The 14,692-nt window shown below is 71.7% G+C and carries 12 protein-coding genes; 5 read left to right on the top strand and 7 right to left on the bottom strand.

All coding sequences use genetic code 11. The features are described from left to right. Window positions 1-149: 149 nt before the first annotated feature. Window positions 150-821 (top strand): sigma-70 family RNA polymerase sigma factor, encoded by a 672-nt coding sequence (locus DB033_RS13740; protein WP_111768302.1) that lies wholly within the window; start codon window positions 150-152, stop codon window positions 819-821. Window positions 822-825: 4 nt separating this feature from the next. Continuing rightward, window positions 826-1,131 (top strand): mycothiol system anti-sigma-R factor, encoded by a 306-nt coding sequence (gene rsrA / locus DB033_RS13735; protein ID WP_111767534.1) that lies wholly within the window; start codon window positions 826-828, stop codon window positions 1,129-1,131. Window positions 1,132-1,219: 88 nt separating this feature from the next. Here rsrA and DB033_RS21820 read toward each other — a convergent pair whose 3' ends face one another. Continuing rightward, window positions 1,220-1,294, bottom strand: coding sequence for a 50S ribosomal protein bL37 (locus DB033_RS21820; RefSeq protein WP_420814074.1), 75 nt, complete (start codon window positions 1,292-1,294; stop codon window positions 1,220-1,222). A gap of 280 nt (window positions 1,295-1,574) precedes the next feature. Between DB033_RS21820 and DB033_RS13730 the strand changes: the two genes are divergently transcribed. After that, window positions 1,575-1,790: a biotin/lipoyl-binding carrier protein gene (locus tag DB033_RS13730; protein ID WP_111767533.1), complete on the top strand. Its 216-nt coding sequence runs from the start codon at window positions 1,575-1,577 to the stop codon at window positions 1,788-1,790. A 73-nt stretch (window positions 1,791-1,863) separates the two neighbouring features. Further along, window positions 1,864-3,345, top strand: coding sequence for a sensor histidine kinase (locus DB033_RS13725; RefSeq protein ID WP_111767532.1), 1,482 nt, complete (start codon window positions 1,864-1,866; stop codon window positions 3,343-3,345). Between the two features lie 225 nt (window positions 3,346-3,570). Here DB033_RS13725 and DB033_RS13720 read toward each other — a convergent pair whose 3' ends face one another. Then, window positions 3,571-3,822 carry a WhiB family transcriptional regulator gene (locus tag DB033_RS13720; protein ID WP_111767531.1) on the bottom strand — a complete coding sequence of 84 codons (252 nt, stop codon included), beginning with the start codon at window positions 3,820-3,822 and terminating at the stop codon, window positions 3,571-3,573. A 258-nt stretch (window positions 3,823-4,080) separates the two neighbouring features. Beyond that, window positions 4,081-5,001, bottom strand: coding sequence for a diacylglycerol/lipid kinase family protein (locus DB033_RS13715; RefSeq protein ID WP_111767530.1), 921 nt, complete (start codon window positions 4,999-5,001; stop codon window positions 4,081-4,083). 92 nt (window positions 5,002-5,093) lie between these two features. Here DB033_RS13715 and DB033_RS13710 point away from each other — a divergent pair, with 92 nt between their 5' ends. Continuing rightward, a complete protein-coding gene (locus DB033_RS13710; RefSeq protein WP_111767529.1) occupies window positions 5,094-5,525 on the top strand; it encodes a hypothetical protein in 432 nt (143 codons plus the stop codon). On the opposite strand, the gene DB033_RS13705 is transcribed toward DB033_RS13710, so the two are convergent. From DB033_RS13705 to DB033_RS13690, 4 genes are all read right to left on the bottom strand, one after another. Then, window positions 5,482-5,997, bottom strand: coding sequence for a GNAT family N-acetyltransferase (locus DB033_RS13705; protein ID WP_240615900.1), 516 nt, complete (start codon window positions 5,995-5,997; stop codon window positions 5,482-5,484). The genes DB033_RS13710 and DB033_RS13705 overlap by 44 nt on opposite strands. A gap of 99 nt (window positions 5,998-6,096) precedes the next feature. Continuing rightward, on the bottom strand, window positions 6,097-6,729 hold the full coding sequence (locus DB033_RS13700) for a histidine phosphatase family protein (protein ID WP_170315587.1): 633 nt from the start codon (window positions 6,727-6,729) through the stop codon (window positions 6,097-6,099). 173 nt (window positions 6,730-6,902) lie between these two features. After that, the gene (locus tag DB033_RS13695) at window positions 6,903-10,691 is read right to left on the bottom strand and encodes a multifunctional oxoglutarate decarboxylase/oxoglutarate dehydrogenase thiamine pyrophosphate-binding subunit/dihydrolipoyllysine-residue succinyltransferase subunit (RefSeq protein ID WP_240615898.1); all 3,789 of its coding nucleotides are present in this window, start codon (window positions 10,689-10,691) and stop codon (window positions 6,903-6,905) included. 123 nt (window positions 10,692-10,814) lie between these two features. Then, on the bottom strand, window positions 10,815-14,651 hold the full coding sequence (locus tag DB033_RS13690; RefSeq protein WP_240615897.1) for an ABC transporter ATP-binding protein: 3,837 nt from the start codon (window positions 14,649-14,651) through the stop codon (window positions 10,815-10,817). Between the last annotated feature and the right edge of the window lie 41 nt (window positions 14,652-14,692).

The raw sequence follows: 14,692 nt of genomic DNA, 5'->3' as shown, positions 1-14,692 counted from the left end.
CCGGAACCCCTGCCCGCAGGCCGGTAGTGTCCGGGACGAGTCGTCCGGACGCCTCGTTGTCAGCGTCCGGCTCCCAGGAGGGGCAGGTAGCGCAGGTGGCCGAGCAGGCTGGCATCGGATCCGACGCCGCGGCGGGTACGTCAGAGAGCATGCTCGCTGACCCCACCCCCACCGTCGACGAATCCACCGACGTCGGCACCGACGGCGACCGGCCCGCGCCGGTGCGCGACGAGGAACTGGCGGAACGCTTCACGGCCGACGCCATGCCGTTCCTGGACCAGCTCTACGCGGCGGCCATGCGGATGACCCGCAACCCGGCCGACGCGCAGGACCTCGTCCAGGAGACGTTCCTCAAGGCCTACGCCGCATTCGGCTCGTTCCGCACCGGCACCAACCTGCGGGCGTGGCTCTACCGGATCCTGACGAACACCTACATCAACGGTTACCGCAAGAAGCAGCGGCAACCGCAGGTGTCCCCGACGGACGAGATCGGCGACTGGCAGTTGGCGGCCGCCGAGTCCCACACCTCGTCGGGCCTGCGCTCGGCGGAGATGGACGCGCTCGACCGGCTCCCCGACACCGACGTGAAGGCGGCTCTGCAGGAGCTGCCCGAGGAGTTCCGCATCGCGGTCTACCTCGCCGATGTCGAGGGCTTCGCCTACAAGGAGATCGCCGAGATCATGGACACCCCGGTCGGCACCGTGATGTCCCGCCTGCACCGCGGCCGACGCCAGCTGCGGGAACTCCTGACCGACTACGCGACCGAGCACGGGTTCATCCGCGCCGGCGCCCAGACTCCGGCCGGAAAGCCGGCGAGGTGACCTCATGAGCGACAACACCCGGACCGCCCCCGATCCCGCGGCGCACGACGACCACGATGCCGAGACGGAGTGCCAGGCCGTCCTCCGCGACGTCTGGGTCTTCCTCGACAACGAGCTCGACCCCGAGCGACGCGCGGTGGTGGAGCGGCACCTCGTCGACTGTCCGCCGTGCCTGGACGAGACCGACCTCGGTCACCGGCTCAAGACGCTGCTGCACCGCAGCTGCGGCGGGGACACCGCGCCGGCGTTCCTGCGCGACAAGCTGGTCGCCGCGCTGAGCGCGCGGACCGACGGGCCGCCCGCGACCTGACCGCCCCCGGACACACGAAAGCCGGAGCTCCCCGCGGGGACTCCGGCTTTCGTCGTACCTGACGACGTCAGGCACTGGCCTGACTACGTCAGGCGTTGGGGCGCTTACCGTGGTTCGCGCCGCCCTTCTTACGGGACTTGCGCTTGCGTCCACGCTTGCTCATGGCGACTTCCTCTCTCGACGACGGATGCACCGGTGTCACCGGTGCCGGACCTCAGTCCACGCGACCGCGGACTGCGAACTTCGGGCCTGCCGGAGCGACGAGGCCGTGGATGCCCTCCATCGTCTCACGTCCGGGCGGCGCCTCCCGCCACCATCACGACGCCCGCCGGTCCCCGGGACGGCCGTGGTTTGATGGACGTGCCGGTGCCGAGGGTGCCGGCGGGAACTGCTGTCCAGGGCACGGGCCGACGAGGGCCTGCGGCCGCAGCCGGAGGTGGGCGATGTCGGAGAAGGTCCTGGCCGAGATGGTGGCCAACGTGTGGAAGGTCCAGGTCGCCGAGGGTGACACCGTCGCCGAGGGCGACACACTGGTCATCCTGGAATCCATGAAGATGGAGATCCCGGTGGCCGCCGAGACCGGGGGCGTGGTCTCCACGCTGGCCGTCGCCGAGGGCCAGGTCGTCCAGGAGGGCGACCTCATCGCCGAGATCTCCTGACCGAACGACCTCCCGACCGAACCGCTCCAGCGAGGCCCGCCGCCCGCCGAACCCCACGGACTGACCACACCTGATGTCGACGCTCTCCGATCTCCTGGCCGAACACACCGACCTTCCCGGGGCGGCCGTGGACCACCTGCAGCGTCTCGTGGGGGAGTGGCAGCTGCTGGCCGACCTGTCCTTCTCCGACCTCGCGTTGTGGGTCCGCAAGGAGGACTCGGGCTACGTCTGCGTCGCCCAGGTGCGCCCGACCACCGGCGCCACCGTCTGGCCCGACGACCTGGTGTCGCGGAAGGTCTCCGAGCGCAACTACCCGGTGGCCGGGCATGCCTGGGCCACCGGGGAGGTCACCACCGAGGAGATCTCCACCCTGCCCAACCGGCTGCGGATCCGCCGGGTGGTCATCCCGGTACGCCAGGGCGGCCGCATCATCGCCGTGATGAACCGGGACAGCGAGCTGATGGACCACGGCGACTCCAGCCTGCTGGAGACCGTCTACCTCGAGGCCGCCGACGACCTGCTGCAGATGATCGCCGAGGGCACCTTCCCGGCGTCGGACCTGCCGTCCGAACTCATCACCGGGCCGCGGGCCGGCGACGGGCTGCTGCGTCTCGACGACGCCGGCGTCGTGACCTACGGCAGCCCCAACGCCCTGTCGGCCTACCACCGGCTGGGCCTCACCGAGGGGCTCCTCGGGGTGCCGCTGATCGAGCGCACCAAGCCGCTGATCCCGGACCCGTTCGACGCCGCCGAGCTCAGCACCCGCATCACCGCCGCGGTCGAGGGCCGGCCGACGTTGCGGATGGAGGTCGAGGCGCGCGCCGCCGCGGTCGTCTTCCGGGCCCTCCCGTTGTGGCGCAACGGGTCGTCGGTGGGCGCCCTGGTGCTCGTCCGCGACGTCACCGAGGTGCGTCGTCGTGACCGCGCGCTGCTCAGCAAGGACGCGACCATCCGGGAGATCCACCACCGGGTCAAGAACAACCTGCAGACCGTCGCGGCGCTGCTGCGGCTGCAGGCCCGCCGGTCCGATCAACGGGCCGTGCGCCGGGCGCTGCAGGAGTCGACGCGCCGGGTGGCCACCATCGCGCTGATCCACGAGACGTTGTCCACCTCGGTGGACGACCGGGTCGACATGGACCAGATCGTCGACCGGCTGGTGCCGCTGATCTCCGACATCGCCGCCGCGGAGGGCACGGTCCGGGTGCAGCGGCTGGGGTCGTTCGGGGTGCTCAGCCCGCAGCTGGCCACCCCGCTGGTGATGGTGCTGGCCGAGATCGTGCAGAACGCCGTCCAGCACGCCTACGCGCCCGCCGACGACGCCGGTCTCGTGCTCATCACCGTCGACCGGTCCGCGCGCTCACTGGACGTGCTGATCAGCGACGACGGCCAGGGCCTGCCGGCCGGGTTCGACCTCGACCAGGCGTCCGGGCTGGGGCTGCAGATCGTCCGCACGCTGGTGACCGCGGAACTGCAGGGCACCATCCAGATGGGTACCGCCGAGCAGCGCAAGGGCACCGAGGTCATGCTGAACGTGCCGCTGAAAGGCCGCAGCTGACCCACCCGCGGCGCACTCGGCTCCACGCCGTCGGCGGCGACCACGTCGGTCGACGTGGGCGTGCCGGCCCGTCGTCGCCGCCTGCTGGCTTCGGTCCCGACCGAACGGCGGACGCGTGCCGCCGCAGCGGTCCGGACCACGGACGACGAAAAGCCCCGGTCCGCAGTGCGGACCGGGGCTTCGTCGCCGGAGTTCGGGGTTCGACCCCGCCCTACGGCAGGGGTGCTACAGGCTGCGGGCTCGGGCGCGGGCACGGCGACGCTTGAGCGCACGGCGCTCGTCCTCGCTCATACCGCCCCAGACGCCGGCGTCCTGACCGGTCTCGATGGCCCAGCTCAGGCACTCGCTCGTGACCGGGCAGCGCTGGCAGACGGCCTTGGCCTCAGCGATCTGGAGGAGCGCCGGCCCGGAGTTCCCGATGGGGAAGAAGAGTTCCGGGTCTTCGTCGCGACAGATCGCGCGGTGACGCCAATCCATGTTCAATTACTCCTTGTGTCCGGCGGGAAATGAGCCCGCCACGGCTGCTCTCGAGTGATCGAGACCTGTTGATGCTTTCACGCATACCCGCGAAGTCAAGGTCAAAACATCAGAGGTTGCCTAAGTCACGTTTCGTGAATGTTACGTGAATATGTGCTCCGACCCTCGTCAGATCGATTCAGACGGTGTACTGCCGGACGGCGGGCCGGCGGTCGGTCCTCACCCTCCGTACGCGGATCCGCAGCGGGTGCACCCCGTTCAGACCAGTACCCGCAGCGCATCCGGAACGGACGAGAAAGCGACCTCTGTCCGCTTTCCGAGGTAATCCCCGTCGACCTGGAAACCGATCGGGCGGGCGCTGCGGACGGTCAGTGCGGGGATGTCGTCGTGCCGGATGAGCTGCCGCCCCCGGGGGTCGCCGTCCCGGCGCAGCAGCGCCGTGCCCACCCGTAGCACCGTGGGCAGCGACAACGACCGCAACGCGAACACACCCAGCCCGCCGTCCAGGCTGGTCCCCGGGTTGGTGCGGACAGGACGGCTCCCGACGAACGTCCACGGGTCCACGTTCGAGACGAAGGTGAGCACGCCGCCGTCGATCGGCGGTCGTCCCGGGATCTCCAGTCGTAGCGGCCCGGCGCCGCGGTCACCGCGGACGTAGAGCTTCAGCAGCTCGCGCACGTGCATCGCGTTGGAGATGGTGCTGCCGTCGGCGCGCTGCTTCTCCACCTCGGCCACGACCTCGGCGTCCAGCCCCAAGCCGGCGTTGAAGGTGAAGTAACGGTCGTCGGCACGGCCGAGGGACACCGTGCGCACCCGCCGCTGCGACAGCGCCTCGAGGATCTGCTCGGTGGCGTCGGTCGGATCGGGCGCGAGCCCCAGCGCACGGGCGAAGACGTTCGTCGACCCGCCGGGCACCACGGCCAGGACCGGACGTCGGGAGCCGGGCGGGTTCTGCATCAACCCGTTGACCGTCTCGTTGACGGTGCCGTCACCCGCGTGCACGACCACCAGGCCGAACCCGTCGGCGGCCGCCCGCGCCGCGAGCTCGGCGGCATGCCCACGGCCGGTGGTGTGCGCGATGCGCAGCTTCATCTGACTCGCCAGTGCGTGCGCCAGCAGATCACGACGCCGGGCGGTGGTGGCGGTCGCGTGCGGATTGACGATCAACAGGGCGCGCATGTGTGCCCGGAGCCTACCGGCGGTCCCCGCGCCGCCCGCGTCGACGGCGCTGTGACGAAGCCCGGGGGCGGGGCGCGATTAGCCTGGGTGCCGTGAGCGCCCCCGTCGATCCGCCGCCCGTCAGCATCCCGCCGCCCCCGCCGGTCCGGCTGGCGGCCTGGGTGGCCGTCGCCCAGGCCGCGCTGGTCGTCGTCGTCGCCGTGGTGGTGATCCTGGCCCGCGAGGACGCCGACCTGAAATGGGCGCTGGCCACCGCGTCGTACTTCGTCGTGCTCGCGCTGCTGATCGCCGCGGTGGCCCGCGGGCTGCTGCTGGGGCGGCGCTGGGCGCGCACCCCGGCTATCGTCGTCGAACTCATCTTCGCGCTCGTGGGCTTCTACCTGGCCGTACCCAGCGCGCAGGTGCTGCCGGGGCTCGCGCTCGTCGTCGTCGGGGTGGGCACCCTGGCGCTGCTGCTGTCCAAGGCGTCCAACGAGTGGATCAGGCGGTTCCCGTCCCTGTTCGGGCCAGCGCCGGACCGGTGAGCCGGAACGTCGTCCAGCCGTCCATCGGCTCCGCGCCGAGCGCGCGGTAGAAGTCGATGCTGGGGGTGTTCCAGTCCAGTACCGACCACTCGACCCGGGCGTAGCCGCGGCTCACCGCGATCGCGGCGAGATGGCTCAGCAGGGCCTTGCCGAGCCCGGAGCCGCGGTGCTCCGGCCGGACGTAGAGGTCCTCGAGGTGGATCCCGTGCACGCCCTCCCAGGTGGAAAAGTTCAGGAACCACATCGCGAAGCCGGCGACCGTACCGTCGACCACGGCGACCTGGGCGAACACCGACGGCTGCGGCGCGAACAGCGCAGCGGAGAGCAGCTCGGCGGTGACATGGCACTCGTCCGGCAGTTTCTCGTACAGCGCCAGTTCGTGGATCAGGCCGACGACCGCGGCGACGTCGGCCGGGGTGACGTCGCGGATCCGCGGATCGGCCGGGGTGTGCGGGGGGTGCAGGTCGGGCACGCGTGGTCTCCGGTTCGTGACGGGGTCGGGGGTGGAGTGACTCGCTGAGTCGGGGTCACTGCGGGTCGGAGGCCGGTGGGCCCGGCTCGGTGGGGGCGCTCAGTGGTGGCGCTCGGGAGTGCCGGTCGAGGCGTTGGCCGGCCCCGGCGGCACGTTCGCGTGGTCGATGATCGGGTCGCCCCGGTAGGAGCCCAGCACCGTCACACAGGCCGGGTCCTGGGCGAGGACCCGCGCGCACCCGGCGTCCAGTCCCACCCACCGGGCGGCGAGCACCCGGCTCATGTGCCCGTGGCAGACCAGGGCGACGTCGCCGCCGGCCAGCAGGCCACGGGCCCGGTGCAGGACCCGGTCGGCCCGCTCGCCGATCGCGGCCGGGGAGTCGCCACCCGGGGCGCCGTCGGTGAACAGGCTCCACCCGGGTCGTGCGTCCCGGATCTGCGCGGTGGTGAGGCCCTCGTAGTCGCCGTAGTTCCACTCGGCCAGGTCGGGCTCGATCTCCGGTTGCAGGCCGGCGAGCTCGGCGGTGCGCCGGGCCCGCACCCGGGGGCTGGCCAGCACGGTCACCGGGTGCACCCGCAGCGCGGTGAGGATCTCCGGGATGCGGCGCGCCTGGTCCTCGCCGTGGGGCGTCAGGTGGATGTCGGTGACCGAGGTGTGCCGGCCGGTGGCGCTCCACTCGGTCTCGCCGTGGCGGATGAGCACGATGCGACCGGGCGCGACCGCCGTGGGCAGGGCCGGGTCGGGGGAGGTCGGGGTGGCTGCGGGCGGTGCGGGGTCGGCGCTGGTCACGTCAGTCAACCTAGCCGGGCGACGACCGCGGTCGTGACCGGTGCGGCGAACGACCCGGGCCCCGTCGCGACCTGCGCGACGGGGCCCGGGGTGGAGCGGGGCAGCTCAGACGGTGGTCAGCGTCCGAACGCCTTGGCGATGACCTGCTTCTGCTCGACCTCGTGCACCCGGGCGGAGCCGGCCGACGGTGCCGCCATCGCGCGCCGCGACGACCGGGACAGGCCCAGCAGCCGCGGAGAGGCCTCGGGCAGCGCCTCGACCAGGAACGGCCACGCGCCCTGGTTCTTCGGCTCCTCCTGGCACCACAGGAAGCTCTTCGCGTTCGGGTACATGTCGAGCACGTAGTTGAGCTTGCGTCGGGGGAGCGGGTACAGCTGCTCCAGCCGCACGATCGCGGTGTCGGTGATGTCGTTGGCCGTCCGGTAGGCGTCCAGCTCGTAGTAGATCTTGCCGGTGCACATCACGACCTTGGTGATCGCGCCGTTGTCCGCCGCGGAGGTGTCCGGCAGCACCGACTCGAACTTGCCCTCGGTGAAGTCGGTGACCGAGGAGACGGCCGCCTTGTTGCGCAGCATCGACTTCGGGGTGAACACGACCATGGGGCGGTGCACGCCGTCGAGGACGTGCCGGCGCAGCAGGTGGAAGTAGTTCGCCGGCGTCGACGGGATGGCGACCGTCATCGAACCCTCGGCGCACAGCTGCAGGAACCGCTCCGGCCGACCGGAGGTGTGGTCCGGGCCCTGACCCTCGTGGCCGTGCGGCAGCAGCAGCACCACACCCGACTGCTGGCCCCACTTCGCCTCACCGGACGACAGGTACTCGTCGATGACCGACTGGGCGCCGTTGACGAAGTCGCCGAACTGCGCCTCCCACAGCACCAGCGCGTCACGGTTGGCCACCGAGTAGCCGTACTCGAAGCCCAGTGCGGCGTACTCGGTCAACGCCGAGTCGTACATCAGGACGCGTTCCTGGTCGTCCGACAGGTGCTGCAGCGGCAGGAACTCGGTGCCGTTGTGCCAGTCGATGAGTGCTGCGTGCCGTTGCACGAAGGTGCCACGGCGGGTGTCCTGGCCGGCCATCCGGACGAGCCTGCCGTCCATCGCCGTCGCGCCCAGTGCCAGCAGCTCGCCGAACGCCCAGTCGATACCGCCCTCGCGGCTCATCTGCACGCGGCGGTCGAGGACCGTCTTGACGCGCGGGTGCGGGACGAAGCCCTCGGGGAACTCCAGCGCCACGTCGGCGATGCGCTCCAACTGCGCCTGGGTGATCGTCGTGTCGACCTTCGGCGGGATCGGCTGCTCCTCCTCCACCGAGGGGGAGGCGACGGCCACGGCCCGCTCCAGCTCGCGGACCTCGTTGAACACCCGCTCGAGCTGCCGGTGGTAGTCCTTGAGCGCGTCCTCGGCGTCCTCGGCCGAGAGGTCACCGCGACCGATGAGGGCCTCGGTGTAGATCTTCCGGACGGAGCGCTTGCCGTCGATGATCTGGTACATCAGCGGGTTGGTCATCGAGGGGTCGTCGCCCTCGTTGTGACCGCGCCGGCGGTAGCAGACCATGTCGATGATGACGTCGTTGCCGAACGTCTGGCGGTACTCCACGGCGAGTTCGGCGGCCCAGACGGCAGCCTCCGGGTCGTCACCGTTGACGTGGAAGACCGGTGCCTCGATCATCTTCCCGACGTCGGTGCAGTACTCCGAGGAGCGCGACGCCTCCGGGGCGGTGGTGAACCCGACCTGGTTGTTGATGATCACGTGCACGGTGCCGCCGGTGCGGTATCCACGCAGCTTCGACAGGTTCAGGGTCTCGGCGACCACACCCTGACCGGCGAACGCGGCGTCACCGTGCAGGGCGATCGGGATGACCGAGAAGCCGCTCTCGCCGCGGTTGATGATGTCCTGCTTGGCCCTGACGACCCCCTCCAGCACCGGGTCGACGACCTCCAGGTGCGACGGGTTGGCCACCAGGGTGACCTCGACCTGTCCGTCGCCGAACGGCCGGATGTACTTGCCGTTGGCGCCCAGGTGGTACTTGACGTCCCCGGAGCCGTGCGCCTGGCCCGGGTCCATGTTGCCCTCGAACTCGCGGAAGATGTTCGCGTAGGGCTTGCCCACGATGTTGGCCAGCACGTTGAGCCGGCCGCGGTGGGCCATCCCGATGACGACCTCGTCCAGCGAGTACTCGGCGGCCTTGTTCAGCACGGCGTCCAGCAGCGGGATGACGGTCTCGCCGCCCTCCAGCGAGAAGCGCTTCTGACCCACGTACTTGGTCTGCAGGAACGTCTCGAAGGCCTCGGCGGCGTTGAGCCGGCCCAGCAGGTACTTCTGCTTGTCCAACGGCGGCTTCGGGCGCTTGGCCTCCACCCGCTGCTGGATCCAGCGGCGCTTGATCGGATCCATGATGTGCATGTACTCCACGCCGACGGTGCGGCAGTAGGAGTCGCGCAGCACCCCGAGGACGTCGCGCAGCTTCATGAACTGGGCACCGTTGAAGCCGCCGACCGGGAACTCCCGGTCCAGGTCCCACAGGGTGAGGCCGTGGGACAGCACGTCGAGGTCGGGGTGGCGGCGCTGGCGGTAGTTCAGCGGGTCGGTGTCGGCCATCAGGTGGCCGCGGGTGCGGTAGGCGTCGATGATCTCGAGCACCCGGGCGGTCTTGTCGACGGCGCCGTTGCGACCGGCGTAGATGTCGGAGACCCAGCGGACCGGCTCGTAGGGCAGGCGCAGCGCGGTGAAGACGTCGTCGTAGAAGTCGTCCTCGCCCAGCAGCAGGTTGTGGATACGCCGCAGGAACTCGCCGGACTCCGCGCCCTGGATGATGCGGTGGTCGTAGGTCGAGGTCAGCGTCATCACCTTGGAGACGCCGAGCTCGGCCAGCGTGTGCTCGCTGGCGCCCTGGAACTCCGCCGGGTACTCCATCGCGCCGACACCGACGATGGTGCCCTGACCGCTCATCAGGCGGGGCACCGAGTGCACGGTGCCGATACCGCCCGGGTTGGTGAGCGAGATGGTGGTGCCGGCGTAGTCGTCGGCGGTCAGCTTGCCGCTGCGGGCCTTGCCGACGACGCCCTCGTAGGCCCGCCAGAACTCGACGAAGTTCATCTCGTCGCAGTTCTTGATGGGCAGCACCACCAGGCTGCGCTGGCCGTTCTTGCCCGGGAGGTCGATGGCCAGGCCGAGGTTGACCGCGGCCGGGCTGACGTGGACGGACTTGCCGTCGACCTCGCCGTAGTGGGCGTTCATGTTCGGGTAGTCGCGCAGTGCCCGGACGATGGCGTAGCCGATGAGGTGGGTGAACGAGATCTTCCCGCCGCGCTGGCGCTTGAGGAAGTTGTTGATCACGATGCGGTTGTCGGCGAGCAGTTTCGCCGGGACCGCGCGGACCGAGGTCGCGGTCGGGATCTCCAGCGACGCCGTCATGTTCTTGCTGACCGCGGCGGCCATCCCGCGGATCGGGGTGGTCACCTCCTCGCGGTCGGCGGCATGGGCGGCCGAGCGGGCCGGCGGCGCGGTGGTGGCGCTGTGGTTGGCGGTGCGCGGCGCGGGCGGCGGCGCGGTGCTCGGAGCGGCGGCCTTGGGCGCCGCGGCGGCGGGGGCCTTGGGCGCCGCGGCGGCGGGGGCCGGTGCGGCGGCGGGGGCCGCGGCAGGCGCCGGTGCGGCGGCGGGCTTCGGCGGGGCGGGGGTGGCCGCGGCCGGGGCCGGGGACGACTGCGGGGCCGGGGCCGCGGCCGGGGCGGTGGTCGCCGCCGGGGCGCTGGTCCCGTTGCCGGAGGAGGTTCCGTTCGGGCCGGCGGTGACTCCCAGGCCGGCGAAGTACTCCCGCCAGCTCTCGTCGACACTCTTCGGGTCGGCGATGAACTGCTGGTACTTCTCCTCGACAAACCAGTCGTTGGGTCCGAATTGGGGCACTGTGGCTGACGACACCGTCGCTGTCCGCCTTGTCTGTCTCTCGCGATGTGTAAATGTCCGAACCCAAATCTAGACCTGTGTGCCGCTCCGTGTGGGACCCGGTGAGCGTGCGGGGACTGTGGGCTAGGTCCTCGGGACCGATTCAGTTCCGCTGTTCAGGTCCGCGTACGGGCCCGGGACGGCGAGCAGCGCCGCGTGCGGTCCCTGCTGGACCACCCGGCCTCCGGCCATCACCACGACCAGGTCCGAGCGGGCGGCGGTGGTCATCCGGTGCGCCACGACAACGGTCGTACGCCCCCGGGCGAGCCGGTCGGTGGCCTGCAGCACGGCCGCCTCCGCGGCGGGATCGAGCGCCGCGGTGGCCTCGTCGAGCAGCAGGATGTCGGGATCGACGAGTTGGGCGCGGGCCAGCGCGACGAGTTGTCGTTGGCCGGCGGACATGTTGCGGCCCCGGTCGGTCACCGGGTGCCGGAAGCGACCCGGCAGGCGGGAGATGGCGTCGACCGCGCCCACGGCGCGCGCCGCGGCCTCCACCTCGGCGTCGGTGGCGTCGGGTCGTCCGTAGGCGATGTTGTCGCGGACGCTGCCGCGGAACAGGTGATTCTCCTGCGGGACGACCCCGAGGCGCCGACGGTAGGCCGGCAGGTCGTAGTCGCGGACGTCCACCCCGTCGACCCGCAGCGACCCCGCGGTGACGTCGTAGAACCGGGCGATCAGCTTGACCAGGGTCGACTTCCCCGCGCCGGTCGCGCCGACGACGGCCACGGTGATCCCCGGCTCGACGTGCAGGTCGACCCCGGTCATCGCCTCCCTGCTCTCGCCGGCGTAGTGGAAACCGACCTCCGCGAGGTCGATGCGCCCGTCGAGCCGGTCGACCGGCCGGGGGGCGTCGGCCCGCGGAGTGGACACGGGGGTCGCGAGCAGTTCCCGGATGCGGGACAGACCCACGGCGGCCTGCTGGTACCCGTCGAAGGCCTGGGAGAGCTGCTGGATCGGGGCGAAGAAGCTGTCCAGGTAGAGCACGAAGGCCAGCAGGGTGCCCACGCTCAGGGTGCCCGCCGCCACCTGCCCGGCCCCGACGCCCAGCACCACCGCCGCGGCGACCTGGGACAGGAACACGATGCCGGGGAAGTAGATGGAGATCGCCGTCTGTGCGCGCATCCGGGACCGCTGGTAGTCCGCGCTGCGCGCGGCGAAGGCGGTGCTGTTGCGCTCCGATCGGCCCAGCGCCTGGGCGACCCGCAGCCCGGCGGCGTTCTCGGCGAGGTCGGCGTTGACCACCGACACCTTCTCGCGCGCGTCGTCGTAGGCCTTCGCCGAGATGCGCCGGAAGACCAGGGTGGCGACCACGATCACCGGCAGCGTGGTGAAGGCCAGCAGTGCCAGCGGCAGGTCCATGACCAGCAGCACGACGATGATGCCGACGAAGGTCACCAGTGACACCACCGAGGAGACGAGCCCCGTCTGCAGGAACGTCGAGAGCGCGTCGATGTCGGTGGTCATCCGGGTGAGGATGCGGCCGGTCTGCTGGCGCTCGTAGAAGTCCAGGCCGAGCCGCTGCAGGTGGCGGAAGCTGCGGACCCGCAGTTGGTAGAGCACGGTCTCGCCGGCGCGGCTGGAGGCGACCCCCTGGGCACGTTCGACCAGCAGCGTGAGGACCGCGACGGTCAGCGCGGTCAGGCACGTGAGGCCCAGCACGCCGGCGGCGGCGACGGTCACCCCGTGGTCGACGCCGTACCGGATCAGCGCGGGGAGGGCGAGCCCGGCGGCACCGTCCAGGGCGACCAGGACCAGTGCCGCGAGCAGCAGCCAGCGGACGCCGCGGAGCAGGTTCCGCAGCCGGAACGGGGCATCCGCGTCGGTGCTGGTCTCGTCGGCCGGGACGTCACGGGCGGGCGGGAGCGCACGGAGCTGCTCGAGCAGTTCCGGGGTGGCGGGCATCCCCGAGAACATCCCGCCGCCGGCCATCATGCCGCCGCCCCCCGGGCGACCGCCGCCGTGCGCCGGGCCGATGCGGTCCCCACCACCGGGCACCGCCCGATCGGGGCCGGCGTCGTCCGGGAGAGCCGGCCAGAGGGCGGGGGTGGTGCCGTCCGCGCCGGGGGCGTCCCGGTCGTCGTCCACGGCAAGCGGCCCGGTGCCGGTGGCGACCGGCCCGTCGGCGTCCATCCCGTCGAGCAGGCCGGCGAAGCGCGGTGACCGGGCCCGCAGCTCGGCCGCGGTGCCGATGTCGGTGACCCGGCCCCGGTCCACCAGGGCGATGCGGTCGGCCAGGTCCAGGGTGCTCCGCCGGTGGGCGATCAGCAGCGTCGTGCGCTCGGCGGTCACCGCCCGCAGGGTCGCGTGGATCGCCGCCTCGGTCGTCGGGTCGACGGCGCTGGTGGCGTCGTCGAGGATCAGCAGTCGCGGATCGGTCAGCAGCGCCCGGGCCAGCGCCAGCCGCTGCCGCTGACCGCCGGACAGGGTCAGCCCGCGCTCGCCGATGACCGTGTCGTAGCCCTCCGGGAGCCTGCGGATGAACTCGTCGGCCTCGGCGGCGAGGGCCGCCCGGTGGATCTGCTCGTCGGTGGCGTCCGGCCGGCCGTAGGCCAGGTTGTCGCGCACGGACGCGGAGAACAGGAACGCCTCCTCGAAGACCACCCCCATCGCCGCGCGCAGCTCGAGCAGCGACACCGTGCGGACGTCCACGCCGCCGAGCGCGACGGTGCCGCGGGCCGGGTCGTAGAAGCGGGGGAGCAGCAGCGAGATCGTCGACTTGCCGGAGCCCGAGGCCCCGACCAGCGCCACCGTCTCGCCCGGCCGGACGTGCAGGTCGAAGTCGTCCAGCACCGGCTCGTCGGCGAGATAGCCGAACCCCACGCCGGTCAGGTCCACGCCGAGCGAACCGGCGGGCAGGGGCGTCGGCTGGACCGGATCGGTCACGGTGGACCGCGAGTCGATGACCTCGAAGACGCGCTCGACACCGGAGCGGGCCTGCTGGGCCATCGTCAGCAGCAGCGCCACGGTGCGCGTCGGTCCCACGATCTGGAACACGTAGCCGTTGAACGCCACGAAGGTCCCGAGCGAGATGTCCCCGTGCATGGCGAGCAACCCGCCGAATCCCAGGACGCCGATCTGGCCCACGGTGGTGATCAGCGGGAACGCCGGGGTCAGCGCCGCGGTCGTCCGGGCGACGCGCAGTTTCTGGGCGAACAGCGTCCGGGCGCCGTCCCGCAGCCGCCCCGTCTCCCGGTCCTCCTGGCCGAAGCCCTTCACGACGCGGACGCCGGTGACGTTCTCCTCGACGATGTCGGTGACGTCGGCCGCCGTCTGCTGGGCGGCCCAACCCGCGGGGAACAACCGGCGGCGGGTGAGCCGCACGACCCACACCACCAGCGGCACCATCACCACGACGACCAGGCTCAGCAGCGGTGAGAGGACCACCATGACGATCAGCGACACCGCGAACAGCACCGCCTGACCGGCCGCGAGGGGCAGGAACGCCAGCAGTCCCTGCACCAGCCCGAGGTCGGTGTTGGCGCGGGACACGATCTGCCCGGTGCGGAGCTGGTCCTGCAGGGCGCCGTCGAAGGTCTGCATCGAGGCGAAGATCCGTTGCCGCAGGTCGTGTTGCACCGCCAGCGACAGCTTGCCGCCGGTGTAGCGGCGCAGGAAGGCGAGTCCGTACTGCACCACGGCCAGCACCAGCAGCGCGCCGACGAGCAGCCCGATCCGGGAGGTGTCCCGGCCGACGGCGTCGTCGACGACCCAGCCGGTCAGCAGCGGGACCAGCGCTCCGAGCCCCAGTCCGCCGAGCGCGGCCACGACCACCACGACCGTGAGCACGCGGTGTCCCCAGCAGACCGCGAACAGGCGGCGGACCCAGCGGCGCGGTGGCGGGTCGGAGACGGCACCGGCCGGTCCGCCGCCCCCGGTGGCCGCCGACCGGCCGGGAGCGATCACCGCCTGGTCCGCCGACACGTCCGTCACAGTAGCCACGGCCGCCGACAGAGCCGGCCGCC

It is taken from the genome of Nakamurella deserti (assembly GCF_003260015.1).
GTDB classification, from domain to species: Bacteria; Actinomycetota; Actinomycetes; order Mycobacteriales; family Nakamurellaceae; genus Nakamurella; species Nakamurella deserti.
This window is presented reverse-complemented; position numbering and strand designations above follow the sequence as displayed.

Bases quoted from the DNA above. Each gene is read 5' to 3' on its own strand.
- DB033_RS13715 (WP_111767530.1), bottom strand. From the start codon at position 5,001: ATGCGCGCCCTGTTGATCGTCAATCCGCACGCGACCGCCACCACCGCC.
- DB033_RS13725 (WP_111767532.1), top strand. From the start codon at position 1,864: ATGTCGACGCTCTCCGATCTCCTGGCCGAACACACCGACCTTCCCGGG.
- DB033_RS13740 (WP_111768302.1), top strand. From the start codon at position 150: ATGCTCGCTGACCCCACCCCCACCGTCGACGAATCCACCGACGTCGGC.
- DB033_RS13720 (WP_111767531.1), bottom strand. From the start codon at position 3,822: ATGGATTGGCGTCACCGCGCGATCTGTCGCGACGAAGACCCGGAACTC.
- rsrA (WP_111767534.1), top strand. From the start codon at position 826: ATGAGCGACAACACCCGGACCGCCCCCGATCCCGCGGCGCACGACGAC.
- DB033_RS13730 (WP_111767533.1), top strand. From the start codon at position 1,575: ATGTCGGAGAAGGTCCTGGCCGAGATGGTGGCCAACGTGTGGAAGGTC.